Origin of the sequence: Candidatus Oleimmundimicrobium sp., from assembly GCF_030651595.1 — a bacterium.
Taxonomy (GTDB): Bacteria; Actinomycetota; Aquicultoria; order UBA3085; family Oleimmundimicrobiaceae; genus JAUSCH01.
Window position 1 is genome coordinate 1 of sequence record NZ_JAUSCH010000115.1, and the last position, 23,528, is coordinate 23,528.

Here is a 23,528-nt window from a genome sequence, read left to right on the forward strand (position 1 = left end):
GCTATCCAAGTGGATTATCAAAAGACAAAATTCCTTTAGGGGCAAGCATCATTAAAGTAGCTGACGCTTTTGATGCCATGACTTCAGACAGGCCTTATCGTAAAGCGTTTTCCAAAGAGAAAGCCATAAGCGAGCTCAAAAGATATAAAGGGATTCAGTTTCACCCTGAAGTAGTGGAGACCTTTTTGAGGGTTTATGAAAAGATAAAGTAAATTTTGAGCTGGATTTCTGCTAAATCGATACAAATAAAACAATAAAACGTTTGTAAGTTCTCAAAGAAATTAAGGGAGGTTATAAAAATGACTGATAATTTCAGAAAGTCAACTTCTCCCTATTTCTTAGTGACAGGAATACTAACAGCTTATATTAAGCTGGGGTATTGTTGATTGAAGAATTTCTAATCTGTAAGCAGATTAAATAATTCAAGTTTTGATTGGGGTTTAATGCGGTATCTTTTTGAGGATTGGTCATATCTTTCGCAAACTTTTGAGACAGCTCGCCGAATTTTTTTAATGGCGGACTTTGATGGAACTCTTGCGCCAATTGTTGATCTTCCCAGGTTAGCTAAGATGTCCGATAATATGAAACGGCTCATTTCAAATTTAGCCAAAAGTCCTCACTTCACCGTTGGTGTTTTGAGTGGCAGAGCTCTTACCGACTTAAAAGAGAAAGTTGGAATTGAAGGATTAGTTTATGCCGGCAATCATGGGATGGAAATTGAGACGGCGAGCGAAACATATATTCACCCAGAAGCTCTCGATATATTAAAATCAATAGGCAAAGTTAGAGAAAAATTGACTAAAAGCTTATCTTCGTTCGAGGGCGTGCTCATTGAAGACAAAGGTTTAACTTTGAGTATCCACTATCGGCTGGTTGCGTCCAAAGATGTTCCTGAAGTGAAGAAAATATTTTGCAAAACAATTGAGCCCTACATGAAAAAACATATTTTTAAACAAACCGAGGGCAAGAAAGTTTTTGAGTTGAGACCGCCAATTGATTGGGATAAAGGTAGTGCAATTTTATGGCTAATTGAAACGCTTAATTTAAAAAATGATTTGCCAATATATCTGGGTGATGATAAAACTGACGAAGATGCTTTTGGTGTATTAAAAGAAAAGGGCATTTCCATTTTTGTGGGTGAACCCAAAACTCAATCAAAAGCAGCTTATTATTTAAAGGATGCGTTTGAAGTTAAGATTTTTCTAAAGAAACTGGGGGCTCTATTTAATATATGATACGTGCTAAGAATCCTTTTATATTCCAAACCGGCCTAAATTTGTTGGAGATAACGGGAGAAAAAGCCAAAAACCTCAAGGAGCTTGCGGATCTAATTGAAAACGCGCACCTCTCTGTAATTTATTACCATACGCATCATTTTCTGCCTTTTCAGCAACACGTATCACCAAAATCCCCAAACGATTTTGCTTACTGGATAAAGAAAGAACTCCACGAAGAGGTGCTAAGCGAAAAGATTATCGCGCTTGATTTGCAGAAACCTTTAGGTATCCGTGAATTAAAAGAAAAGATGCTTCAGTTAATAAAAAAGCATTTTACAAATGATGAATACAGAGCATATGATGTTCGCTCCGGTAAAGAATTCAATTTTATCAAGGCGAAAATCTTTATTATGCCGATCGGGCATAAAGCATATGACCTTTCTGAATTTTACGATGTGTTAAAAGGTGTAAGCATCGATAGTATTTATTTGCACCTTTTTGGAGTAGACCCCAGTTTCGAGAGATGTGTAAATCATTTTTCTTGTTGGTTGAGAGATGAGTTAAAAGAAGAAGTTTTAGCCGATTGTATCTCTCAGCTTGACCCCTTTGTGTTTTATGCCACGGGGACCCTTAGGTTCCAGTTGATTAGGCCTATTTGTAAGCGATTGAAAACAGTAAAAATTTGAAGGAGCGAACTTAGTGTCGATTGATGAATATATCCCTGTTGTGGGCAAGGGACCAGTAGAAGAGATAAAAATTCTTGCAGAAAAACTACCCGGCAAGGTTATCAAAATCATAAACTCTACTCAAATGGGCGGAGGCGTAGCAGAAATACTCAATCGCATGGTGCCTTTGCTTAATGAATTAGGGGTTTTGGCTAAGTGGGAGATTATTAGCGGAAGCGCTGATTTTTTTAGTGTAACCAAAAAAATTCACAACGCGCTGCATGGGGCACACGTTACTATAACCGATGAAGAACTCGATCTTTTTCTTCAAAACAATAGAATTAACGCAGATGAAATGGACTTAAACGGAGACATCGTTTTTATTCATGATCCTCAACCACTGGCTTTAGTTGAAAAAAAAGAGGAACTTGGAAACAAGTGGATTTGGCGTTGTCATATAGACACTCACGCGCCAGACTGGAAACTTTGGGGATTTTTAAGGAAATACATGGAAATGTATGATGCCGCGGTATTTTCCTCACCAAGTTTTGCTCAGACGCTGTTAATAAATAAGTTTTTAATTGCACCGTCAATTGATCCTTTGAGTTTAAAAAACCAGGAGCTTTCTAAAGAAACTATTGAATCGGTGCTTAAGAAATTTGATATAAAAAAGAACAAACCAATAGTTACCCAGATTTCACGTTTTGACCATCTCAAAGATCCAATAGGGGTTATAGAAGCATATAAGTTAGTAAAAAAGTCTGTTGATTGTCAATTAATTCTGGCGGGCGGTACGGCAGCTGATGACCCGGAAAGTGCTGAGGTTTTGTCTGAGGTTTATGAAAGGGCAGCGGGAGACCCTGATATCCATGTTTTATTATTGGAAACCCCGGCCGACATTGAAGTTAATGCGCTCCAGAGGGCTTCCACGATTATTTTGCAAAAATCTATTAGTGAAGGCTTCGGTTTAACCGTCAGTGAGGCAATGTGGAAGGGTAAGCCTGTTATCGCCTCTGCGGTAGGAGGTATCACTCTTCAAATAACCCATGACTACAACGGTCTTTTAACTCGAACCATTGAAGGAACTGCTTACGCAATTAAAGAACTGCTTTGTAATCCGGGTTATGCGAAAAGATTGGGAAGAAACGCGAGAGAATCTGCTAAACAAAATCTTCTTGTGACGCGGCATATTCGCGACTACTTGCTCTTATTTCTTTCTCTATATTATCCAGGGGATATCGTCTATATATAATTATTTTCCAAAGTTACGATGTCGGATATGATTTCGCTTATCCACTTATATATGTTGTTTTCCTCCACTACTTGTCGTAAGAATTTCATCCTTTGACGCCTTTCTTTTTTTGGCATCTCAATCGCCTTTTTAAGCGTCTCAGCAAAATTGTCCGTGTCATATGGATTTATAATGAGAGCTCCTTCTTCAAGTTCTCGCGATGCCCCGGCAAACTGGCTTAGTATTAAAATCCCATCCTCGTCTCTTCTGGAAGCTACAAATTCTTTGGAAACAAGGTTCATCCCATCTTGCAACGAGCTTACTACGCAGGCATCTGCCAAACGATATAATGCTAGGATTTCTTCGTAATTTAAGTCTTTTTTTGTAAGGATAACAGGGGACCATCCGTCGTTTGAGTATTTCCAATTCAGTTTCTCTACTAACGCATCGATTTCATCATTTAAGTTTTTATATTCCTGGATATGAATTCGGCTCAAAGTGCCTTTCTGCAATAGAACGATTTTGCCTATATATTCAGGATATTTCTCAAGCAACCTATCCAACGCTTGTAATTTTTCCAAAATTCCTTTGGTATAATCTATCCTGTCTAAACCAAAAAGCACGAATTTATTGTCGAAATCGAATTCCTTTTTGAATTTTTCAGTCTTTCTCTTGACGGCTTCTGATGTAACGTGCGAAGAAATTTCTTCAAAGTCAACGCTTATCGGATAGCAGCGAATCAAGGTTTCTTTCCCGCCCTTAAAGACGGAGAGTCTTTCTCTATCAATGCGTGCTTCAATTTCTCTATCTATGGTTTCCAAAAAGTTATCGCAAAAATAGCGTAAATGAAAGCCAAGGATATCATTTGCCAGAAGGCCTTCTAATATATCATTTTTCCAGGGGCAAATCCTAAAAGCTTCGGGATTCGGCCAGGGGATATGCCAAAACTGAGCAACGTTTAAATCGGGTCTTTTTTCTTTTAAAAACTTTGGCAAGAGTGCAAAATGATAGTCCTGGATAAAGATAAAAGCATTTTTCCCCTCGATTTCTTCCAATATGGCGCTTGCGAAACGTTTATTGATGTTTACATAGTGGAGCCAGTCTGAATATTTAAAAAGAGGGCGAGTGTAGGCTATATGGCACAGAGGCCAAAGTCCTTTATTTGAAAATCCGTAATAGTATCCATCCTCTTCCTCTTTTGACATCCAAACTCTTTTTAAAGTATAAGTTGGTGTTTTTTTATCGTTTGTCTGAGGAGGGACCATCACCCGACTTTTTTTATCTACAACTGTCTTGTCGGCGTTACCGCTACCATGAGCGACCCAGATGCCGGAGCACGCTTTAACTACGGGGTCTAAGGCGGTCACCAACCCGCTGGCAGGTCTGAGACATTTTGTCTCTCCTTCTTTGAAAACGTGGATGTAGGGCTCTCGATTGGAAACTACAACAAAAAGGTGATTAGATAATTTTTCTCTGGCTAATTCTTGCAGGTCTTTCCTGGTTAACACTTTAACTCCTATCGCAATATGACCATATAGAACTTAACCTTACTCTAATTAAGTCTAACAGACTTTTTATTGTAAGTAAATTTAGCTGCTTGTTTGTATGTTTTGATGGTATTTGTTTTTTGAGTTTTCTCTCCTTTGGGCTATAATTCAATAAAGTTTGCGTATTGTTGTGAATTCGGAAGGAGAATTTAATGCAACTCGAAACAGAAATCTTGTTTTTATGGCTTGAGCCCCTTTTAATACTTTTTAGTTCTCTGATTATCGGACTTATCGTTAAAAAAATCTTAATCAATTATTTTAATTATTTAAGGAAGAAAACAGAGGCAAAAATTTGGGGAATTCTTATTAATTCAACAAAAAAATGGATAATTCCTTGGTTCGTACTGACGGGTTTTTATATCGCGCTCGAATCATGGAATATAAGACCTAATATTTTGGGAATAATTCATAAAACTATTTTTATAATAGTTATTGTCTCATTCACCTTTATAATTTCACAGATATTGAGTGAACTCATCGTATCCTACGAAGAAAAAATTTCCTCGGTGGCTCCGATTGCGGGCCTTACTCAAAATATTGTGAAAGTTGTTATCTTTCTGCTTGGCGCTCTCATGATTCTTCATGGATTGGGTGTTTCAATAACACCCCTCTTAACCACAATGGGCATAGGTGGTTTAGCTATTGCCTTGGCTCTGCAGGATTCCTTAAAAAATTTAGTCGCGGGCATGCATATCATATTGGCTAAAGACATACGTATTGGAGACTATATAAAAATAGAAGGGGGCGAGGAGGGTTATGTCCAAGATATTGGCTGGCGTTCAACTACCATACGCGCTCTTTCCAATAACATGGCTATCGTTCCGAACTCGAGGCTTGCTGAGGCAATTGTTATCAACTATCATTTGCCTGAGAATATGATGTCTCTTCTGATTCCGGTAAGTGTAAGTTATGATTCTGACCCGGAGGTAATTGAAAAAATTCTGGTTGAAGAAGCAAGGAAAGCGGCCGAGGACGTGCCGGGTCTCCTTAGCGACCCTGAGCCGCTTGCGCGTTTCATGCCTGGTTTTGGAGATTATTCTTTGGATTTTACATTGATATGTAAAGTTAAAGAATACGCTGATCAGTATCTTGCTCAATCTGAGCTCAGAAAGCGCATATTTAAGCGGTTTAAAGAAGAAGGAATTGAAATACCATTTCCCATACGCACGGTTTATGTCAAAGAAAAAAATGAAGAAAGTTAATTTAACTTTGGAGTTAAAATGAAAATTTTAGTTACAGGTGGAGCCGGGTTTATTGGTTCACATATCGTTGATACTCTTATCGGAGAGGGGCACGAGGTTGTCGTCGTGGACAATCTTTCGACCGGTTTTAAAGAAAATGTAAATTCTAAAGCGAAATTTTATGAGATGAATATCGTGGATAGGGCCTTGTCCAAAATCTTTGATGAGGAAAAGCCGGATATTGTAAATCATCATGCCGCTCAAATAGACGTTAGAAAATCTGTTAGCGACCCTATTTTTGACGCCGAACAGAACATTATTGGGAGCTTAAATGTAATTGAAAATTCTGTTAAGTACGGCGTGAAGAAGTTGATTTATGCTTCAACCGGCGGGGCGTTATACGGAGAAATTGAAAATCCGCCGGCAGATGAAAATCACCCAATTTCTCCAATTTCAAATTACGCCGTCTCAAAATGCGCTGTTGAATTTTATCTCTTGGTACATGCTAAACTGCACGGGCTTAATTACACCACTTTAAGATATGCCAATGTTTACGGGCCTCGGCAAAACTCTCTTGGTGAGGCTGGAGTGGTTGCGATTTTTGCTCGTCAACTGCTCATGAATGAACAACCTACCATATTTGGAGATGGCTCAAAAACAAGAGATTATGTAAGCGTTTTTGATGTTGTTGAAGCCAATAAACTATCATTAACCAAAGGATATAATGGAATATACAATATTGGGACAGGAGTGGAAACATCCGATAAAGAAGTTTTTGATATAGTCGCTCAGGTTGTTGGTGTAAAAGCTGAGCCTAAATATGCTCCCGTGAGACCCGGGGAAGTCAATCACAGTTCACTTGACTCCGCAAAAGTGGGAAGGGAGTTGGGCTGGAAGCCTAAAATATCTCTCAAGGATGGAGTAGCCAATACGGTGGCATATTTTAGGAAGCATTTACGATAAATTCTTCTCCGGCGCGTCCTCCGATGTAAAGTTTTTTTAATGATTTACCGATAAAATTATCAAGTTAAGTAATTTTTTGGGAGGCGCTATATGCCAAAAAACAAAATTCTTATTTTGGATGGAAAACTTGATGATATAAGAGCCATGGAAGAGCTCCTCAAAAACGAGGGGTATGAATTAACTGTTAGCTCTGATGGGGTAGATGGTTTAAATAAGGCGTATGTTGAATTTCCCGATCTTATAATTCTTGATTTGGTGCTTCCTGTTCTGGATGGGTTTGAAGTTTGTAGCAGTTTAAAACAGAGCGAGAGATGTAAAAATATTCATATAATTATTGCAACTGCTCGGGAAGAATTGGCAAGTGAAGGAATGAAAAAGATTGGGGCTGATGATTTTATACTAAAACCCTTTACAGAAGAGATGTTTTTAAAAAAAGTTAAAGCCGTTCTCGCTAAGTCAAAATAGCTGTTATGCAATTATCTTCTTTTGCTTAATAATCGTTTTGTGAATTATTTTTTAACTTGGTATTATGTTTTAATGTAATGGTATTTATTTATATTTTTTGAGGAGTGGTTTTTATGGAACTGCAGGAGATGCTCGATAAAATTAAAGCGGGTTCCAACTATCACAAAGTAGGGATGATACTTTGTCATAATGGAGTCGTTAGGGGATTTTCACGAAGTGGCGAAACGGTTAGTGCCGTTAAAGTGCAGGCGGACCACAAGAAACTTAATGAATTAATTGAGAGGGCCAAATCTCGCTCCGGTATTGTTGAAGTTTTGGTCGAAATAAATGAAGGTGTGCTTAAAGTTGGAGAGGATATAATGCGAGTATGTGTGGCCGGCGATATTCGTCCCAATGTTTTTCCCGCTTTAGAAGAACTTGTAAACGGAATAAAAAGTGAGGTCTTAAAGAAAGAAGAAGAGATTTCCTGAAAACATTGATTGGTTTCTAAAAGGTGATTATTTGTTTATGTGAGTTACTTAGATAAAGGTTTAGGATATGTCCGGTATTTATGTTGGAACGAGTGGTTTTAATTACAAGCATTGGTCTAATGGTGTTTTTTATCCTGAGGATATTCCCCAGCGAGAATGGCTTGAATATTATGCCCGGAATTTTGATACGGTGGAGCTCAATGTCTCTTTTTACAGACTTCCCAAAGAATCTGTTTTTGAAGGGTGGCACGAGCGAACTCCCACAAATTTCATCTTTGTCGTCAAAGGCAGTCGTTTTATAACCCACATTAAAAGACTTAAAGATTGCAAGGATTCCATCGAACTTTTCTTTGGCAGGGCAAAAGGCCTTAAAGAAAAGTTAGGAGTTGTCCTTTGGCAGCTTCCTCCTAACTTTCGTGTTGACGCTGAAAGATTAAATGAATTTTGTGAGTTACTTAAAAAAAATAAAGTTGCGAAGGGTACAAAGCAGGTTTTTGAATTTCGCCATGACAGCTGGTTTTGCGATAAGGTTTACGAAATCTTAAAAACACACAATTTTTCTTTGTGCGTTGCACATTCAAAATGTTGGCCTTGTGAGAAAGTTATTACGGCGAACTATGTTTATATGCGTTTTCATGGAGGAGAAGTTCTTTATGGCTCAAACTATTCTGACGAGGAGCTTAAAATGTGGGCGTCTAAGGCACAAAAGTGGCTAAATGAAGGAAAGGATATATATGTTTATTTTAACAATGATGCCTATGGTTATGCTGTGCGCAATGCTAAGAAATTTAGAGAATTGTTGAAGTCTTAAGTTATTTTTGGGTTTAGTTAAAAGGAATAAGAACTTATTTGGAGAAATCTTATAAGTAAAAAAGCGCAGATTTTAGGGCTGTTTAATTTTATTTTTAGTAAGACAGAAAGTTAAGAGCCAAGGGCTGAATATTGTGAGTTGGCTACAACTGCCAGCTAATTGAGGGTTAAATGAGTTGTTTTTTGATATATATAACAGCTAAAGACATTAAAGAAGCACGAAGTATTGCTCACGATTTGCTTGAGAAGCGGCTTGTTGCCTGCGTGAATATTATTCCAGGAGTGGAGTCTTATTATTGGTGGAAGGGCAATATTTGTGAGAGTACTGAGGCGTTACTTTTTGTGAAGACAACTGAGGATAGGGTGAAAGATGTTGTATCTGAAGTTAAAAATATCCATAGTTACGATGTTCCCGCAATAAGTGCAATTAAAATTAGCGCCGGAAACGCTGAATTTTTTAATTGGGTAAAAGATGAAACGGGTGATTTTAAATGAAGAAAAAAACCAAAATAATAATTGGCATAATTATAGCAGTTGCCGTATTTTTTTATTTGGCAACGATTGGTGTCCTTCTCTTTACTGTGGACGGTGGGTTTAAGGGGCTGAAGAAAGATAAAGTGGCGGTGATTTCATTGAGTGGTTCAATTGCCGATAGTGGGGGGGAAGGGCTTATGACCTCTGCGGGGATTACTCCCGATTTTGTTCGTGCGCAGCTCAATAGGGCAAAAAGCGACTCTTCAGTTAAAGCCATCGTTCTAAGAGTAGATAGTCCCGGGGGGTCCGTGGGGGCCTCTCAAGAGATTGCTCAGGAGATTAAGGAAACCGAAAAACCGATAGTTGTGTTTATGGGGGACATGGCCGCTTCAGGTGGTTATTATATCTCGGCTCCCGCGGATAAAATTGTTGCCAAAAAAGGCACGTTGACCGGAAGTATAGGGGTTATCTCTCAATTTATGGACTTAAGTGGTCTTTATGAAAAATTGGGCATAAAAACCGAGACGATTAAATCGGGGGAGCATAAGGACATGTTCTCAAGAGAATTAACCGAGGAGGAGCGAGAGTTATGGCAATCTGTCTCGGACGAGCTTTATGGTCAATTTATTAAGGAAGTGGCCGAAGGTAGAAATTTAGATGTTGAGGAAGTCAAGAAGTTGGCCACGGGAGAACTTTTTAGCGGAACACAAGCAAAAAAATTGGGGCTGGTTGATGAATTGGGCGGTTATCAGGATGCCATCGATTTAGCGGCCGAACTGGCCGGTATTGAAGAGCCTGTTGTTGAGGAATATCCCGCAAGGACATTTTTTGAGTCAGTTTTTAGTTTTACGGGGAGCGAAATTAGGAGTCTAATTAAAGCAAAATTTTTTGGCTCCGACTATGTCATGCTAGAGTCTTTAAAAGAATCATTTCCTGTTCCGCGATATTAATTGAGCAAAATGGCATCATGAAATTTTGTCTGATATAATGTGGGTTCATTTTAGAAACCAGTTTGGGGTATTTTGTGAAAGCAAAAAGAGCACTTCTTCCTTTTTTGCTTGGTTTTTTTGCCGGTTTTTCAATTTTTAAAGGAACCAAGCCATCAACGATTAAATTTGCTAAACTTCATGGGCCTAGCCGTCCTTTAAAGTTTCTTCATGGCTATCTCTATATGAGGTGGCCGAAGAATTATGTATCTATTTATAGGGTCGGGGGTAGATTGTATGAGTTTATTAAACCATCTCAGGCAAGTTTGTTAAAGAAACATCTTAAAAGTACTTATCATGGTAAGGTCATCAAGCTTTCGGACGCCGAGTCTCTTATAAAATTAAATAAAGAAATTTCTCTAACCAATCTTGAGAAGGTTATTCCTTATAAACAAGCTAGAGATATTATAATCAAAAATCCAGAGAGCATAGCGGTAATCGATTGTCCGTGTCGTCTTTCAAAAGATAATCCTTGCCAGCCGTTGGATGTTTGTTTGATTGTGGGCGAGCCTTATGTGAATTTTGTAATTGAGCACAAGACAAAAGGAGCGCGCAGAATATCTAAAAAAGAAGCCCTTAGAGTTTTAAAAGAGGAAGATGAAAGGGGTCACATTCATACCGCGTGGTTCAAGAGTGCCATGGGAGATAGGTTTTATGCTATCTGTAACTGTTGCAGTTGTTGTTGTGCTGGGATGAAGGCTTTTAAGGATTACGGCATTCCAATGCTTGCTTCGTCTGGCTATGTCGCGAAAGTCAACGAAGAGACTTGTTTAAACTGCGGCTTATGCTCGAAAATTTGTCCCTTTGAGGCTATTGAAATGAATGACGATAAAACTATGGTAAATTATAACAAGTGTATGGGTTGCGGAGTATGTGTTGCCAAGTGTAAGCTCGGTGCTATTTCACTCTTAAGAGATCCATTAAAAGGTGAGCCTCTTTCGATACAAGATTTGACTAAAGCCTAAAAATTTTGTAAAAAGGACAGGTTTGTGTTAAAAAAACACTTAAATTATTAGGAGGAAGATGTGGAAACAATTGAGGCGATAAACGACAGGCGGAGCATTAGGCACTTTGAAGATGAGCCGATTCCTGATGATATTTTAAGACAAATTCTTAAAGCTGGTTGTTACGCGCCCTCTGCTCATAACAGCCAGCCGTGGAAGTTTATAGTGCTTAAAGGAGATAAAAAAAATGAGCTTGGAGAAGCATTTTTAAACATTTCTAAGGAGGAGCGTTATAAAGAATATACCGGTTTTTATGTTAATAGATTGTTAAAGTATGCGGGTAGAATAGTTAAAGAGTCGCCAATTACAATAGCTGTTTTTAACAAGGGCTCTTTCTGCGGGTCCGCAAGCAAATATTTTAGGCAAAGCAAAAAAGAGGTTCTTCATATAATGGAAGTTCAGAGCATTGCGGCGGCCATAGAAAATATGCTTTTAGCCTGTCACGACCAGGGGCTGGGGGCTGTTTGGCTGGGGGTGCCCCTCCTTGTACCCCAAGAGCTTATCGAGGACTTCTTTAATACGAAGAATGAGCTTATGGCGATAATCCCCATGGGATATCCTTCCAAAAAGCGTGCAATCGAGAAAAAAATCGATATTGATAAACACATAATATACTTCGATTAAATAGACGTTAAGTTTTAAGTAATTAAGATATTTTTTAAAAAGGATAGTGACGAAGTTGCCCGAGATGCCAGAAGTTGAGACCATAAAATTGCAGATAAAAGAAGAGATTAAAGGGAAGAAGATAGAGAGTGTCAAAGTAATTTTGGATAAACCCTTGAAAAATACCACTACGGAGGAGTTTAAGCAGAGGGTAGAGGGCACTTTTGTAAAAGATGTAAAAAGAAGGGCAAAAATTTTAATTATCGAGTTGTCTACGGGAGACAGTTTGCTTATACATTTAAAATTGACGGGGCGGCTGTTGTACTTAAAACCCGAAGAGCCGATAGAGAAACATACGCATCTTGTTTTCAATTTGAGTGATGGAAAACAATTAAGGTTTTGGGATTTAAGGCAATTTGGGTATGTTAAAATTGTGTCAGGGAAACCTGAAGAAGCTCCTGAATTAAGAGAGCTTGGACCCGAAGCGCTGGAGTTGGGCCTTGATGAATTTCGGAGACTCTTGGCCGGTAAAAGATCGGGGAAAATTAAACCTCTTCTCATGAATCAAAATTTTATAGCCGGGATAGGCAATATTTACTCAGATGAAATGCTTTTTTATGCCGGGATTCAACCTACCAGGGATGTTACCACCTTAACAGATGGGGAAATCGTTAAATTACATGAGGGAATAAAGAAGATATTGTCAGCTGCTGTAAGATATAAAGGTTCTTCTGTGGATGATTACGTTGATTTATACGGGGAGCAGGGAGATTTTGTTATGTATCATAAGGTTTATCGTAGAACAGGTAAACCATGTGAAAAGTGTGGCACCCCAATTAAAAGAATAAAATTAGCTGGCAGAAGTGCTCATTTTTGTCCGAAGTGCCAAGTTTAGTAAATCTAATTAAAAAACTGTTATTATGAATTCTGTATGAGTAAGTTTATAGTAGTTATCATAAACATATTCTTGCTACTTTTTGGTTAATTTTGTAGAATTATACTGCTTAAATGCAAATATTTGGAGGAAATTTGATGGTTAAAAAGGGCACTATTAAAGTAAAAACCGGCCTTGCTGAGATGTTAAAAGGTGGCGTGATTATGGATGTCACCAATGCTGAGCAAGCTAAAATAGCTGAGGAGGCAGGCGCAGTTGCCGTTATGGCATTAGAACGTGTTCCTGCAGACATACGAGCTGCCGGAGGCGTAGCGCGGATGGCGGATCCAGTGATTATTAAGGAGATTATGAAAACCGTCACTGTTCCGGTGATGGCAAAAGTAAGGATAGGGCATTTTGTAGAAGCTCAAATTCTTGAAGCTTTAGGGGTGGATTATATTGATGAAAGCGAGGTCCTTACGCCTGCCGATGAAGCAAACCATATCAACAAATTTAATTTTACCGTCCCATTTGTATGCGGAGCCACCAATTTAGGAGAGGCTTTAAGACGTATTGGTGAAGGGGCGGCCATGATACGAACGAAAGGTGAAGCAGGAACCGGCAATGTTGTTGAAGCCGTTCGTCATATGCGAACCATAACAGGAGAAATTAGTTGGCTTAAGGGATTGCGAGAAGATGAATTGATGGCTGCGGCCAAAAAATTGCAAGCCCCTTATGAGCTTGTTTGTGAGGTAGCAAAAACCGGGAAACTCCCCGTCGTAAACTTTTCAGCCGGGGGCATAGCCACTCCGGCTGATGCTGCGTTAATGATGCAGTTGGGAGCGGATGGTGTTTTTGTGGGCTCCGGTATATTTAAATCTAAAAATCCTAAAGAACGTGGCAAAGCAATAGTTGAGGCCACGACGCACTTTAACGATCCCGAGGTGCTTGCCAAAGTTTCTAAGGGAATTGGAGAAGCAATGGCGGGTCTTGAGATAAGTGAAATAGAGAAAGAGAAGTTAATACAGCACAGAGGTTGGTAGGCATATAGTGTACTTAACTTCCCATTAATTTAGAGATTTTTAGGATGGAGAATAAAGATTGAGTAAGAAGTGTGTTGGTGTAATTTCCCTCCAAGGTGCTGTCAGAGAGCACATGCAAATGTTAGAGGATTGTGGCGTTTGCGCAATTCCCATAAAAAAGCCGCACGAGCTTCTCAAATTAGATGCGTTTATCATTCCCGGCGGAGAGAGCACAACCATTGGGAAACTGATGATAAAATATGAATTTATAGATATCATAAAGCAGCTTCACAAAGAAGGAATACCAATATACGGAACTTGCGCCGGTTTAATTCTTTTAGCAAAAAAAATTATCGGTGGGGGGGAACCTTTACTTAATTTAATGGATATTGAGGTTAGGCGAAATGCTTTTGGTAGGCAACGAGAAAGTTTTGAAGCGGACTTGGATATTCCCGATATAGGCAAAAATCCATTTACGGGAGTATTTATCAGAGCCCCTTTAATTGAATCGGTTGGTAAAGGTGTTTGTGTTATGTCAAGATTTGAGGACAAAATTGTAATGGTTCGAGAAGAAAAGCTTCTTGTTACAGCATTTCATCCTGAGCTTACCGGAGATAAGAGGATTCACGATTACTTTATAAAGATGATATAAAAAGCTGAAGTGGCATGCCACTTCAGCTTTTTATATCATTTAACTTAAATACTTAACTTTTTTATGTCTATTCTTCTTCTAATTTAATTGCTTCCATTGGACATTCTTCCACGCAGGCCCCACAACCATCACAAGCATCTTCATTAACGACGGTTGACACTTCATCGACCAGCTCAAGTACGTCATTTGGACAGACATCCACACAAATTCCGCATCCCGTGCACTCATCAGTATCGATAATTGGCCTAGGCATATTTGCTCCTCCTTAATCTAGTTATTAAAGACTTTATACAAAAATACAAATCATTTGTAAAGAAAAATTTTAAAGTATTTGACCGAGCATCATCCCGCTTAAAAGAGATATGATTCCAACTGAGACGCTTGCTGCCATGTTTACCGTGGCAAGTAGAAAATTCCCGCTTTTTATCAAGGCCGCTGTTTCATAACTAAAAGTTGAAAAGGTTGTGTAGGCTCCCGTGAATCCTACAGTAAATAACAATTTAATATTTGGGTCCACGGTGATTTTTTTAGTTGTCAACGAGATGAAAAATCCTAAAAGAAAACAGCCTGAGATATTTACCGGAAAAGTACCGAAGGGGAAATTACTGTTACTTAGTTTTGGAATACAATTGATTGTTGTATATCGGGCAACTGCCCCCAAGAATCCTCCCATTCCCGCAATTTAACACTTGCAAAGTATTTTCTCCTTTTAATCATATCTGAAAAGTAATATTACAATTTTTATTTTAAGCAGACAAGAGATTTTTCTTGAAAAACTTGACAATAATAGACTTAGATTTTATAATTTCAACACACTAAAATTTTAATAATTTTATGAGGAGTGAGTGAAATGGCAAAAGTTATAGGTATTGATTTGGGAACAACTAATTCTTGCATGGCCGTTTTGGAAGGAGGAGAACCAACCGTTATTCCAAATGCGGAAGGGGGAAGGGTGACTCCATCGGTTGTTGCATTTTCTAAAACAGGCGAAGTGCTTGTGGGAGAAGTAGCTAAACGGCAGGCGATAGTGAACCCCAAACACACCATCAGATCTATCAAAAGAAAGATGGGATCTAAAGAAAAGATTAAAATTGAGAATAAAGAGTATACCCCCGAACAAATTTCGGCATTTGTTCTTCAGAAGTTAAAAAGAGATGCCGAAGCTTATCTTGGAGAAAATATAAGCCAGGCTGTTGTCACTGTTCCCGCATATTTTGATGATTCGCAGCGAACAGCCACCAAAGACGCGGGAGCTATTGCGGGCCTCGAAGTACTGAGAATAATCAATGAGCCAACGGCGGCTTCTCTTGCTTACGGTTTAGGCAAAGGGAAAGAGGAGACCATTCTCGTTTTCGACCTGGGCGGTGGAACCTTCGATATTTCAATTCTTGAGTTGGGCGATGGTGTCTTTGAGGTTAAAGCAACCAGCGGAGATACGCGTTTAGGTGGCGATGATTGGGATCAGAGAATTGTTGATTGGATGGCTGAGGATTTTAAATCAAAGCACGGTGTTGATTTAAGAGATGATAAGATGGCGTTGCAGCGTTTAAGAGAGACTGCTGAGAAAGCTAAGTGTGAATTGTCTACCACGCAAAATACGAGCATCAACTTGCCATTTATTACAGCCACGGAACAAGGGCCATTGCATCTTGATACGACTTTAACCAGGTCAGAATTTCAAAAGATGACTGCGGATTTATTGGAAAAATGTGCCAGTTGTTTTAATCGAGCATTAAAGGACTCCGGTCTTGATGTTAAAGACCTTAATCACGTGATTCTTGTGGGTGGTTCTACTCGTATGCCTGCTGTACACGACTTGGTTAAAAAGTTAACTGGCAAAGAGTCTCATAAGGGAGTTAATCCCGATGAAGTGGTTGCAGTAGGAGCAGCTATTCAAGGAGGCGTTCTTAAAGGTGAAGTAAAAGATGTTTTATTGCTTGATGTTACCCCGTTATCGCTGGGTATTGAGACCAAAGGTGGAGTTTTCACAAAATTAATTGAACGCAATACCACTATTCCGACTAGAAAAAGTGAAATATTTACTACCGCTGATGACGGGCAAAATAGTGTGGAAATTCATGTTCTTCAAGGAGAACGTCCTATAGTTATGGGCAACAAGACCTTGGGCCGTTTTCATTTAGTGGGGATTCTTCCTGCCCCAAGGGGTGTGCCTCAAATTGAGGTGGCTTTTGATATCGATGCCAATGGCATCGTACACGTGTCCGCCAAAGATCTTGGCACGGGCAAAGAGCAGACAATGACCGTAACGGGGACATCCACTCTTTCGAGCGACGATATTCAAAATATGATTAAAGAAGCTGAAGCTCATGCCGAGGAAGACGCTAAAAAGAAAGAGGAAGCAGAAGTTAGAAATAATGCTGACAACTTAATATATACCACCGAAAAAAGTCTTAAAGAAGTTGGCGACAAACTTGGGGCTGATGATAAGACAAAGATTGAAAGTGCTATATCTGAAGTTAAAGAGGTCCTCAAGGGTTCTGATGTTCAGAAGATTAAAGAGGTCACGGAAAGTTTGCAACAAGCATCTTACAAATTGGCTGAGGTGCTTTATGCTCAAACTCAACAGGCACAAGGTCAAGGTGGCGCTGAACCAGGCGGAGAACAAGCTGGTGCAGCGGAAGCCGAAGGCGAAGTGGTGGATGCTGATTATGAAGTGGTGGATGAAGACAAAAAAGATAATGACAAAAAGAATAAATAATATCTGTGAGGAAGAGCTTATGTTTAAAAAGGGCTCTTCCTCATCTCTTTTAAGCTAAGGAGGGAGAATTTATGACTGAGAAAAGAGAGAAGAAAATTACCAAAGATAATGAACAGAAAGCAAAAAAAAGAGTAGAAAGGGATAGTAAAAAAGATTTTAAAAGAGAGAATGCTCTTCTTAAAGAAGAGATAAAGAAGAAAGATGAAAAAATTACGGAATATGTTGAAACATTAAAACGTCTTCAAGCTGAATTCGAAAATTACAAGAAAAGGGTTATTAGAGAACAAAGTAGTTTCTTAGAATTAGCTTGTAAGAATATTGTTATAAAAATCTTACCTGTTCTAGATAATCTTGAAAGGGCCTTAAGTTCTGCTCAGGAATCCGGTGATTTTAAGTCGTTTAAAAATGGTGTTGAGATGGTTTATTCTCAACTTGTGGATATTTTAAAAAAAGAAGGGCTGGAAGCCATTAACCCTGTTGGGCAAAGTTTTGACCCACGAGAACATGAGGCACTCATGCAGATTGAAAGCAACGAACACGAAGAAGGAACAGTGTTGGAGGCCATACAAAAAGGTTATTTTTTGAAGGGGAAAGTTTTAAGGCCGGCTATCGTTAAAGTGGCCAAAAAACCACAAAACGAAGAGAGTAGCAAGTAAAGCAAAAGAAAAGCTAAATAAAGAGATTAAAAAAACAAATTAAAAGGTGAAAGTTGAAATAAGATGCCAAATCGTAGAAGTAAAGATTATTACAAAATATTAGGGGTGGACAAAAAAGCAACTCAAGATGAGATAAAAAAAGCTTATCGTAAGCTTGCACATAAATATCACCCTGATAAAGCTCAAGAAGGGGAAAAGAAACAAGCTGAGGAAAAGTTCAAAGAAATAGCCGAAGCTTACGAAGTTTTGGGCAATTCAAAAAAAAGGCAAGAATATGATCAGGGCACACGCTTTTTTGAATCCGGTTTTCGTCCCGGGGCCGATTTTGGGTCCGGCTCTTCGTCCGGTGATTTTGGACAATTTACGGATATATTTGACCTTTTTGGAATGGGGAAAAGAGGACGAAGTTATGAAGCCCCTGAAAAAGGTCGGGATCTCCAATACAGTATCCAGCTACCATTTGAACAGGCCATAAGTGGAGCATCCGTTAAGATAAATATTATGCGCGAGGACATTTGCTCTAATTGCAAAGGGACGGGAGCTAAGCCCGGTACTTTCCCGAAGAACTGTCCTACCTGTGGAGGAAGCGGGCAAGTAGCCCAAAATCAAGGGTTTTTCAGCATCAGTAGGCCGTGTCCGCAGTGTTTGGGTCGAGGAGTCGTAATTGAGAATCCTTGTCCTGTCTGTCGGGGAATGGGACGAGCCAAAAAGACCGAACCCTTTATGGTGAAAATTCCGGCGGGTGTTTCTGATGGTTCCAGAATAAGGTTTCCGAGAAAAGGGGAGGCAGGTCTTAGGGGTGGCCCTTTCGGGGATTTATATATAATTACCAAGGTAAGACCACATCCAATTTTTAAACGTGATGGAAGCAATATTTTGTTAGATTTACCGATAACTTTTACGGAAGTCGCTCTGGGGACTAAAGTAAAAGTTCCTACAATGAACAAGTCTGTTTCTCTAAAGATACCTGCGGGAACTCAGGATGGACAAGTCTTTAGATTAAAAGGCAAAGGGGCTCCCCGGCTTAAAGGTTTAGGCAAAGGCGATATGCTAATAAAAATTAAATTGGTTGTTCCAAAAAAGCTTAGCAATGAAGAGAAAAAACTTTTAGAAATGCTTGCAGAAAAACACAAAGAGAATCCAAGGGGACATTTAGAAAAATTTATGTAGGCGTAACATCTTTAATGAGGTAAAAATTATGACAAAGAAAAAAGGTCTTTACATGATAAGTGTCGCGGCTAAGCTTGCGGGGATACATCCTCAGACACTGAGGATGTATGAACAAAAGAAATTAATTTGTCCAAGCAGAAGTATCGGCAGCACCCGGCTTTATTCTGATGAGGACATAGAGAGATTGAAGAATATTCAGAAGTTAACTCAAAAATTTGGGGTAAATCTTGCTGGAGTAAAAATGATTTTGGGACTAAACGTGGATATGGAGCAACTGAGAAAAAAAATTGATGAGATGGAAAAATCTTTTGATGAAATGCGTGAAGAAATGGAGTACGAAATTAAAAAAGTGCACAAAAGATACAAAAAAGAGATAGTTCTTATCCCCAAAGGGAAACTTGTGAGGAGAGAGATTAAAGAGAGGTGATTTAAATGTTTGACCAATTTACAGAGAAGGCACGCGAGGCTGTTGCGATAGCCCAAGATGTCTTAAGGCGAACTAATCAAAATCAAATGGGAACTGAACATTTATTACTTGGTCTCTTAGCTCAAACTGATGGAATTGTGCCTCAAATTTTCTCATTGCTTGGAGTTGATATTGGTGAAGCGAGAATAAGAATAAACGAGGTAGTTGAATTGAGCAGTAAAGGGAAACCTCAGGGCTTTGTCGAACAAATTTTTCTTACGCCAAGACTTAAGAAAGCTATTGATATTGCAACTGAAGAGGCCAAAAAACTTAAGGACAATTATATTGGAACAGAACATCTGCTTCTGGGAATTTTAAAGGAAGGCGAAGGGGCTGGAGCGATAGTTCTTAGAGAGCTTAATTTAACGGAGGATAAAATATATGGGGCTCTGCGTCAGATAAGGCAGGGCGGAATGAACGATGAATCGTTAGGTGGTTCTCCAAAGAGAATGCTTAAGAAGTACACTCGAGATCTTACCGAGCTTGCAAAAGAAGGCAAGTTAGATCCCGTAATTGGCAGAGAAGAAGAGATTAAAAGAGTTATTCAAATTATTTCTCGGAGAACTAAAAATAATCCGGTCTTAATTGGTGAACCCGGTGTGGGTAAAACGGCAATAATTGAAGGATTAGCTCAAAAAATTGTAAACAACGAAGTCCCTGAAATTTTAAAGGGGAAGCGCGTTGTCTCTCTTGACCTTGGGAGTTTGGTTGCTGGCGCTAAGTATAGAGGAGAATTTGAAGAGCGTCTAAAGGGCGTAATGGATGAGATAAAGAAAGCGTCGAGGGAGATAATCGTTTTTATTGACGAGCTTCACAATGTTGTCGGCGCCGGGGCTGCCGAAGGGGCTCTGGATGCTTCCAGTATGTTGAAGCCGGCATTAGCCCGTGGAGAGTTGCAATGTGTAGGGGCAACTACTTTAGACGAGTATAGAAAACATATCGAGAAAGATGCTGCTTTAGAGCGCAGATTTCAACCGGTAATGGTTAACGAGCCTACAATTGAACAAACCATTGAAATATTAAAAGGTTTACGGGATAGATACGAGGCACATCACAGGGTGAAGATAAGCGATGAGGCATTAGAAGCTGCGACTAAGTTTTCCCACCGTTATGTTTCCGATAGATTCTTGCCTGATAAAGCAATTGACCTTATAGATGAAGCTGCATCGAAACTTCGGTTGGAGTCAATTATGCTGCTGCCCGACTTACGTGAGCTTGAAAATAGGCTTATGGGATTAATTAAAGAAGGGGAAGCGGCGGTGCAGTCAAGGGAGTATGAAAAGGCAGCCCAAATAAGAGACGAAACAGATAAAATTCAAAAAGAATTAAATGAAAAAAAAGAAGTGTGGTTAACTGAAAAAGGTCTTAAGAGCACTACAGTGACTGAAGAGCATATAGCCGGCATTATTTCAAGTTGGACGGGTATTCCCGTAACGAGAATGCTTGAAGAAGAAGCAGAAAAACTAATTCGGATGGAAGATGAGCTCCATAAAAGGGTTATTGGCCAGGACGAAGCCGTCAGGTGTGTTTCTGAGGCAATTAGGCGAGCTAGGGCCGGTCTTAAAAACCCAAAACGTCCCATTGGTTCATTTATTTTTCTCGGCCCGACTGGTGTTGGAAAGACGGAGCTTAGCAAGGCCCTGGCTGAATTTTTATTCGATAGTGAAGAAGCCCTGGTTAGAATAGATATGTCTGAGTATCAAGAGAGACATACTGTTTCAAGACTTGTTGGCGCACCCCCAGGTTATGTTGGTTACGAAGAGGGCGGCCAGTTAACGGAAGCGATAAGACGCCGGCCATATTCAGTTATTTTGCTTGATGAAATTGAAAAAGCACATCCTGATATGTTCAATATTCTTCTTCAGGTATTGGATGATGGGCGTTTAACCGATGCTCATGGGCGCACAGTTGATTTTAAGAACACTGTGGTGATTATGACTTCGAACCTCGGAGCTCATCTTATTAAGAAAGGTCTTGGTCTGGGGTTTGTGGGTGAGCAAGAGAAGACACAATCTTATGAAGAGATGAAAAAAGCGATAATGGGCGAGCTTAAAAAGAACTTTCGGCCGGAATTTCTAAACCGTATAGATGAAATGATAGTTTTCCATCAGCTAACTCAAAGAGAGATTCTTTCTATTGTTGATTTGATGCTTGAGCAACTACGGAAGCAACTTAAAGAGCAGGAGATGGATATAGAGATAACCGAGGAAGCTAAAGAGTTCTTGACCAAGGAGGGTTATGATCCATTTTTAGGGGCTCGTCCGCTTCGAAGAGCGATTCAGCGGCTCATTGAGAACTCGCTGTCCTCAGAGATTATTCGAGGGAAGTTTGGCGAGGGGGATGTTATTAAAGCTGCTTTAAAGGATGCCAAGCTTACTTTTTCTAAAAAGAAAAACTAAATAGGATATATTATGAAACGAAATATAAAAAAAGAGACCGAATGAAATCGGTCTCTTTTTCTTAGCACCACAAACTGTCAGTTTACCTGGTTTATCTACTCAGTTGGTTTTCTCATTGCAAAACTTAGCTCCTTCATTTCCGTGCCTACCGGCAGGCAGGTCTTGCTCGTCCAAGAAAATGAAGCAAAAGAAGGACGGCCGATCATTTTTAACGGCTCCAAAATGTACAGTTGTACAGGCGCCTACAGAACTCATCAAGCTAAACTATATCCTTCTCTTTGGCTTTTAAGCCAAAACTTCCAACTATATTGTAAGACGGATATAAGCTTGGCTCAAACAGCTTCGGCTTATTTCCTGAACGAGGAGCATTTTGTAGTGAACTCAAACTTAGCTAAATTGATTTTGGTGAGCTATCAAAATGTCCGAGCAAACCTATTTTAAAACCTAAAAATGATATGGCATATAAATTAGGTTAATGTGCTCATATGTTTACCCGCCGTAGGAGGGCCTGCCCGCCTCTGGAGGGTCGCTGTCCACCCGACCCACCCGGGTTTTAAAAAACCAAAATTAATAAAAGCTCTTTTGCTTTTCCTGGCGACTAGTTTTAACTGATTTGTTTAAATAGTTCGCTTTTCTCTTTCTGAAAAATTATTTAAGTTAAAGTAATTTGTTTTAATTGTCGAAAACAATAATAATGATAAAGTTAATTGAAATTTTGATAAGGAGGTGAAGAAAATGGAACAAGGACCAGTTACTCCTTCTCCACAGACTTCGAGTACGGGGATGGACCCAAAGGTGGCGGCTTTGCTTTCATATCTTTTTGGTTGGGTTAGTGGGCTCATATTCTTTCTTATCGAGAAGGAAGACAAGTATGTTCGGTTCCACGCTATGCAGTCTATACTTCTCAGCGTAGCATGTATTGTGATTATGATTGCCTTAAATATTATTCTTGGAATTCTTATGTTTGTTGCTGACATTTTTGGGATATTTTTTGCAATTGTAAGTCCTTTGTTTAGTTTGGCCTTTTTTGTACTTTGGATTATGCTTATGGTTAAAGCTTATCAGGGCGAGAAGTGGAAACTTCCCATTATTGGTGATATGGCTGAGAAATATGCCTAAGATTTGATAAAGGAGAGGGATAAAATCCCTCTCCTTTTTGTTAAGTGTTATAAATCACTGGTTTGCTCGGTCTGCCTACTCAGTTGGTTCTCTCATTGCGAAACCTTACTCTCCTTCATTTCCGTGCCTACCGGCAGGCAGGTCTTGCTCGTCCAAGAACTTATTTTTTTGTGGGTTGTTCTAAGTCTCTGGTTTGCCTTCCTATTCATTCGACTTTCACAGTGCGAAATTGCTATTTGTCCTAAAGGACACGCAATTCCTGCCTGCCGGTAGGCACGGTGCCGCAACTGTTCGAATCTCATTCATTTAACGGTCGGCTGCACAGTCACCTCATGAGCAACCCACCTGGACTTAAAAACCAAAATCAATAAAAAGCTTTTTTGATTTTCCTGAAGGCTGGGAACCGGAGACTGGAGGCTGTTTTTAAATGATATGGCGTTTATTTTGTTTGTTTTTTCATATTCTAAACCCTCGGCTCTAAGCTCCGTGCTCTACGCTTTTAACCATCTGCTATCAGCCAAACACTATCAACTATTTGCTATCAGCCATATTTTACTACCGACTACCCACTCCCCACTCTCCACTAAGAGACTAATTAGACTTCAATCCGTGCCTTTAAATCCTCGACTTTCTCTCTTAACCCCGGGGAAGTGTGAACTGCGCCATCGGAAGTAATTATTATTCCCTCGATACTGTTGTTTTGTTTTATAAAATCCATTCCTTTTGGATAACCCATTACAAATATTGCCGTTGATAAAATATCCGCTTCAGCGGCGCTTAAGTCAGTTATTACGGTGACACTTATGTATCCTTGCGCGGGCATCCCCGTTTTTGG

26 protein-coding genes are annotated in these 23,528 nt (G+C 39.4%); 22 read left to right on the forward strand and 4 right to left on the reverse strand.

What is annotated here, in order from left to right:
• The 4 genes from Q7U95_RS06540 to Q7U95_RS06555 all read left to right on the forward strand — a co-directional run.
• Positions 1 to 212: HD domain-containing phosphohydrolase (locus tag Q7U95_RS06540; protein WP_336622649.1), on the forward strand; the 212-nt coding region annotated here is incomplete at its 5' end.
• A 231-nt stretch (positions 213 to 443) separates the two neighbouring features.
• Positions 444 to 1,235 (forward strand): trehalose-phosphatase, encoded by a 792-nt coding sequence (otsB, locus tag Q7U95_RS06545; RefSeq protein ID WP_308752939.1) that lies wholly within the window; start codon positions 444 to 446, stop codon positions 1,233 to 1,235.
• The gene (locus Q7U95_RS06550; RefSeq protein ID WP_308752941.1) at positions 1,232 to 1,903 is read left to right on the forward strand and encodes a DUF5752 family protein; all 672 of its coding nucleotides are present in this window, start codon (positions 1,232 to 1,234) and stop codon (positions 1,901 to 1,903) included. The genes otsB and Q7U95_RS06550 overlap by 4 nt, the downstream gene beginning before the upstream one ends.
• Before the next feature lie 13 nt (positions 1,904 to 1,916).
• Positions 1,917 to 3,134 (forward strand): glycosyltransferase, encoded by a 1,218-nt coding sequence (locus tag Q7U95_RS06555; RefSeq protein ID WP_308752943.1) that lies wholly within the window; start codon positions 1,917 to 1,919, stop codon positions 3,132 to 3,134.
• On the opposite strand, the gene Q7U95_RS06560 is transcribed toward Q7U95_RS06555, so the two are convergent.
• The gene (locus Q7U95_RS06560; RefSeq protein ID WP_308752945.1) at positions 3,125 to 4,621 is read right to left on the reverse strand and encodes a trehalose-6-phosphate synthase; all 1,497 of its coding nucleotides are present in this window, start codon (positions 4,619 to 4,621) and stop codon (positions 3,125 to 3,127) included. The two genes, Q7U95_RS06555 and Q7U95_RS06560, sit on opposite strands and share 10 nt — an antisense overlap.
• A 191-nt stretch (positions 4,622 to 4,812) precedes the next feature.
• Here Q7U95_RS06560 and Q7U95_RS06565 point away from each other — a divergent pair, with 191 nt between their 5' ends.
• The 12 genes from Q7U95_RS06565 to pdxT all read left to right on the forward strand — a co-directional run bounded on the left by Q7U95_RS06565 (position 4,813) and on the right by pdxT (position 14,164).
• On the forward strand, positions 4,813 to 5,862 hold the full coding sequence (locus Q7U95_RS06565) for a mechanosensitive ion channel family protein (protein WP_308752947.1): 1,050 nt from the start codon (positions 4,813 to 4,815) through the stop codon (positions 5,860 to 5,862).
• An 18-nt stretch (positions 5,863 to 5,880) separates the two neighbouring features.
• The gene (locus Q7U95_RS06570) at positions 5,881 to 6,804 is read left to right on the forward strand and encodes an NAD-dependent epimerase/dehydratase family protein (RefSeq protein WP_308752949.1); all 924 of its coding nucleotides are present in this window, start codon (positions 5,881 to 5,883) and stop codon (positions 6,802 to 6,804) included.
• Positions 6,805 to 6,894: 90 nt separating this feature from the next.
• Positions 6,895 to 7,269: a response regulator gene (locus tag Q7U95_RS06575; RefSeq protein ID WP_308752951.1), complete on the forward strand. Its 375-nt coding sequence runs from the start codon at positions 6,895 to 6,897 to the stop codon at positions 7,267 to 7,269.
• Positions 7,270 to 7,382: 113 nt separating this feature from the next.
• Complete coding sequence (locus Q7U95_RS06580) at positions 7,383 to 7,739, forward strand: molybdenum cofactor biosynthesis protein MoaE (RefSeq protein ID WP_308752953.1); 357 nt, start codon at positions 7,383 to 7,385, stop codon at positions 7,737 to 7,739.
• Positions 7,740 to 7,806: 67 nt separating this feature from the next.
• Positions 7,807 to 8,550: a DUF72 domain-containing protein gene (locus Q7U95_RS06585; protein WP_308752955.1), complete on the forward strand. Its 744-nt coding sequence runs from the start codon at positions 7,807 to 7,809 to the stop codon at positions 8,548 to 8,550.
• Positions 8,551 to 8,720: 170 nt separating this feature from the next.
• On the forward strand, positions 8,721 to 9,044 hold the full coding sequence (gene cutA / locus Q7U95_RS06590; RefSeq protein WP_308752957.1) for a divalent-cation tolerance protein CutA: 324 nt from the start codon (positions 8,721 to 8,723) through the stop codon (positions 9,042 to 9,044).
• Positions 9,041 to 9,973: a signal peptide peptidase SppA gene (gene sppA / locus Q7U95_RS06595; RefSeq protein WP_308752959.1), complete on the forward strand. Its 933-nt coding sequence runs from the start codon at positions 9,041 to 9,043 to the stop codon at positions 9,971 to 9,973. Before cutA ends, sppA begins: the two co-directional genes overlap by 4 nt.
• A gap of 74 nt (positions 9,974 to 10,047) precedes the next feature.
• On the forward strand, positions 10,048 to 10,974 hold the full coding sequence (locus tag Q7U95_RS06600) for a 4Fe-4S binding protein (RefSeq protein ID WP_308752961.1): 927 nt from the start codon (positions 10,048 to 10,050) through the stop codon (positions 10,972 to 10,974).
• A 60-nt stretch (positions 10,975 to 11,034) separates the two neighbouring features.
• Positions 11,035 to 11,637 carry a nitroreductase family protein gene (locus tag Q7U95_RS06605; RefSeq protein ID WP_308752963.1) on the forward strand — a complete coding sequence of 201 codons (603 nt, stop codon included), beginning with the start codon at positions 11,035 to 11,037 and terminating at the stop codon, positions 11,635 to 11,637.
• Positions 11,638 to 11,701: 64 nt separating this feature from the next.
• Complete coding sequence (gene mutM, locus Q7U95_RS06610) at positions 11,702 to 12,511, forward strand: bifunctional DNA-formamidopyrimidine glycosylase/DNA-(apurinic or apyrimidinic site) lyase (protein WP_308752965.1); 810 nt, start codon at positions 11,702 to 11,704, stop codon at positions 12,509 to 12,511.
• A gap of 137 nt (positions 12,512 to 12,648) precedes the next feature.
• Complete coding sequence (gene pdxS / locus Q7U95_RS06615) at positions 12,649 to 13,533, forward strand: pyridoxal 5'-phosphate synthase lyase subunit PdxS (protein ID WP_308752981.1); 885 nt, start codon at positions 12,649 to 12,651, stop codon at positions 13,531 to 13,533.
• A gap of 58 nt (positions 13,534 to 13,591) precedes the next feature.
• Positions 13,592 to 14,164, forward strand: a complete 573-nt coding sequence (pdxT, locus tag Q7U95_RS06620; RefSeq protein WP_308752966.1) for a pyridoxal 5'-phosphate synthase glutaminase subunit PdxT — start codon at positions 13,592 to 13,594, stop codon at positions 14,162 to 14,164.
• Between the two features lie 67 nt (positions 14,165 to 14,231).
• Here pdxT and Q7U95_RS06625 read toward each other — a convergent pair whose 3' ends face one another.
• The gene (locus Q7U95_RS06625; protein ID WP_308752967.1) at positions 14,232 to 14,417 is read right to left on the reverse strand and encodes a 4Fe-4S binding protein; all 186 of its coding nucleotides are present in this window, start codon (positions 14,415 to 14,417) and stop codon (positions 14,232 to 14,234) included.
• Positions 14,418 to 14,486: 69 nt separating this feature from the next.
• Entirely contained in the window at positions 14,487 to 14,837 is a 351-nt protein-coding gene (crcB, locus tag Q7U95_RS06630; RefSeq protein ID WP_308752969.1) for a fluoride efflux transporter CrcB, read from the reverse strand.
• 177 nt (positions 14,838 to 15,014) lie between these two features.
• Between crcB and dnaK the strand changes: the two genes are divergently transcribed.
• From dnaK to Q7U95_RS06660, 6 genes are all read left to right on the forward strand, one after another.
• Positions 15,015 to 16,883 carry a molecular chaperone DnaK gene (gene dnaK / locus Q7U95_RS06635; RefSeq protein WP_308752970.1) on the forward strand — a complete coding sequence of 623 codons (1,869 nt, stop codon included), beginning with the start codon at positions 15,015 to 15,017 and terminating at the stop codon, positions 16,881 to 16,883.
• 71 nt (positions 16,884 to 16,954) lie between these two features.
• On the forward strand, positions 16,955 to 17,539 hold the full coding sequence (grpE, locus tag Q7U95_RS06640; protein WP_308752972.1) for a nucleotide exchange factor GrpE: 585 nt from the start codon (positions 16,955 to 16,957) through the stop codon (positions 17,537 to 17,539).
• A gap of 63 nt (positions 17,540 to 17,602) precedes the next feature.
• Positions 17,603 to 18,709, forward strand: coding sequence for a molecular chaperone DnaJ (gene dnaJ, locus Q7U95_RS06645; RefSeq protein WP_308752974.1), 1,107 nt, complete (start codon positions 17,603 to 17,605; stop codon positions 18,707 to 18,709).
• Positions 18,710 to 18,737: 28 nt separating this feature from the next.
• Positions 18,738 to 19,136 carry a helix-turn-helix transcriptional regulator gene (locus tag Q7U95_RS06650; RefSeq protein ID WP_308752976.1) on the forward strand — a complete coding sequence of 133 codons (399 nt, stop codon included), beginning with the start codon at positions 18,738 to 18,740 and terminating at the stop codon, positions 19,134 to 19,136.
• A 5-nt stretch (positions 19,137 to 19,141) separates the two neighbouring features.
• Positions 19,142 to 21,574 carry an AAA family ATPase gene (locus Q7U95_RS06655; protein WP_308752978.1) on the forward strand — a complete coding sequence of 811 codons (2,433 nt, stop codon included), beginning with the start codon at positions 19,142 to 19,144 and terminating at the stop codon, positions 21,572 to 21,574.
• A 735-nt stretch (positions 21,575 to 22,309) separates the two neighbouring features.
• Complete coding sequence (locus Q7U95_RS06660) at positions 22,310 to 22,693, forward strand: DUF4870 domain-containing protein (RefSeq protein WP_308752979.1); 384 nt, start codon at positions 22,310 to 22,312, stop codon at positions 22,691 to 22,693.
• A 595-nt stretch (positions 22,694 to 23,288) separates the two neighbouring features.
• On the opposite strand, the gene Q7U95_RS06665 is transcribed toward Q7U95_RS06660, so the two are convergent.
• A partial coding sequence (locus tag Q7U95_RS06665; protein WP_308752980.1) for an FAD:protein FMN transferase occupies positions 23,289 to 23,528 on the reverse strand: 240 nt, incomplete at its 5' end.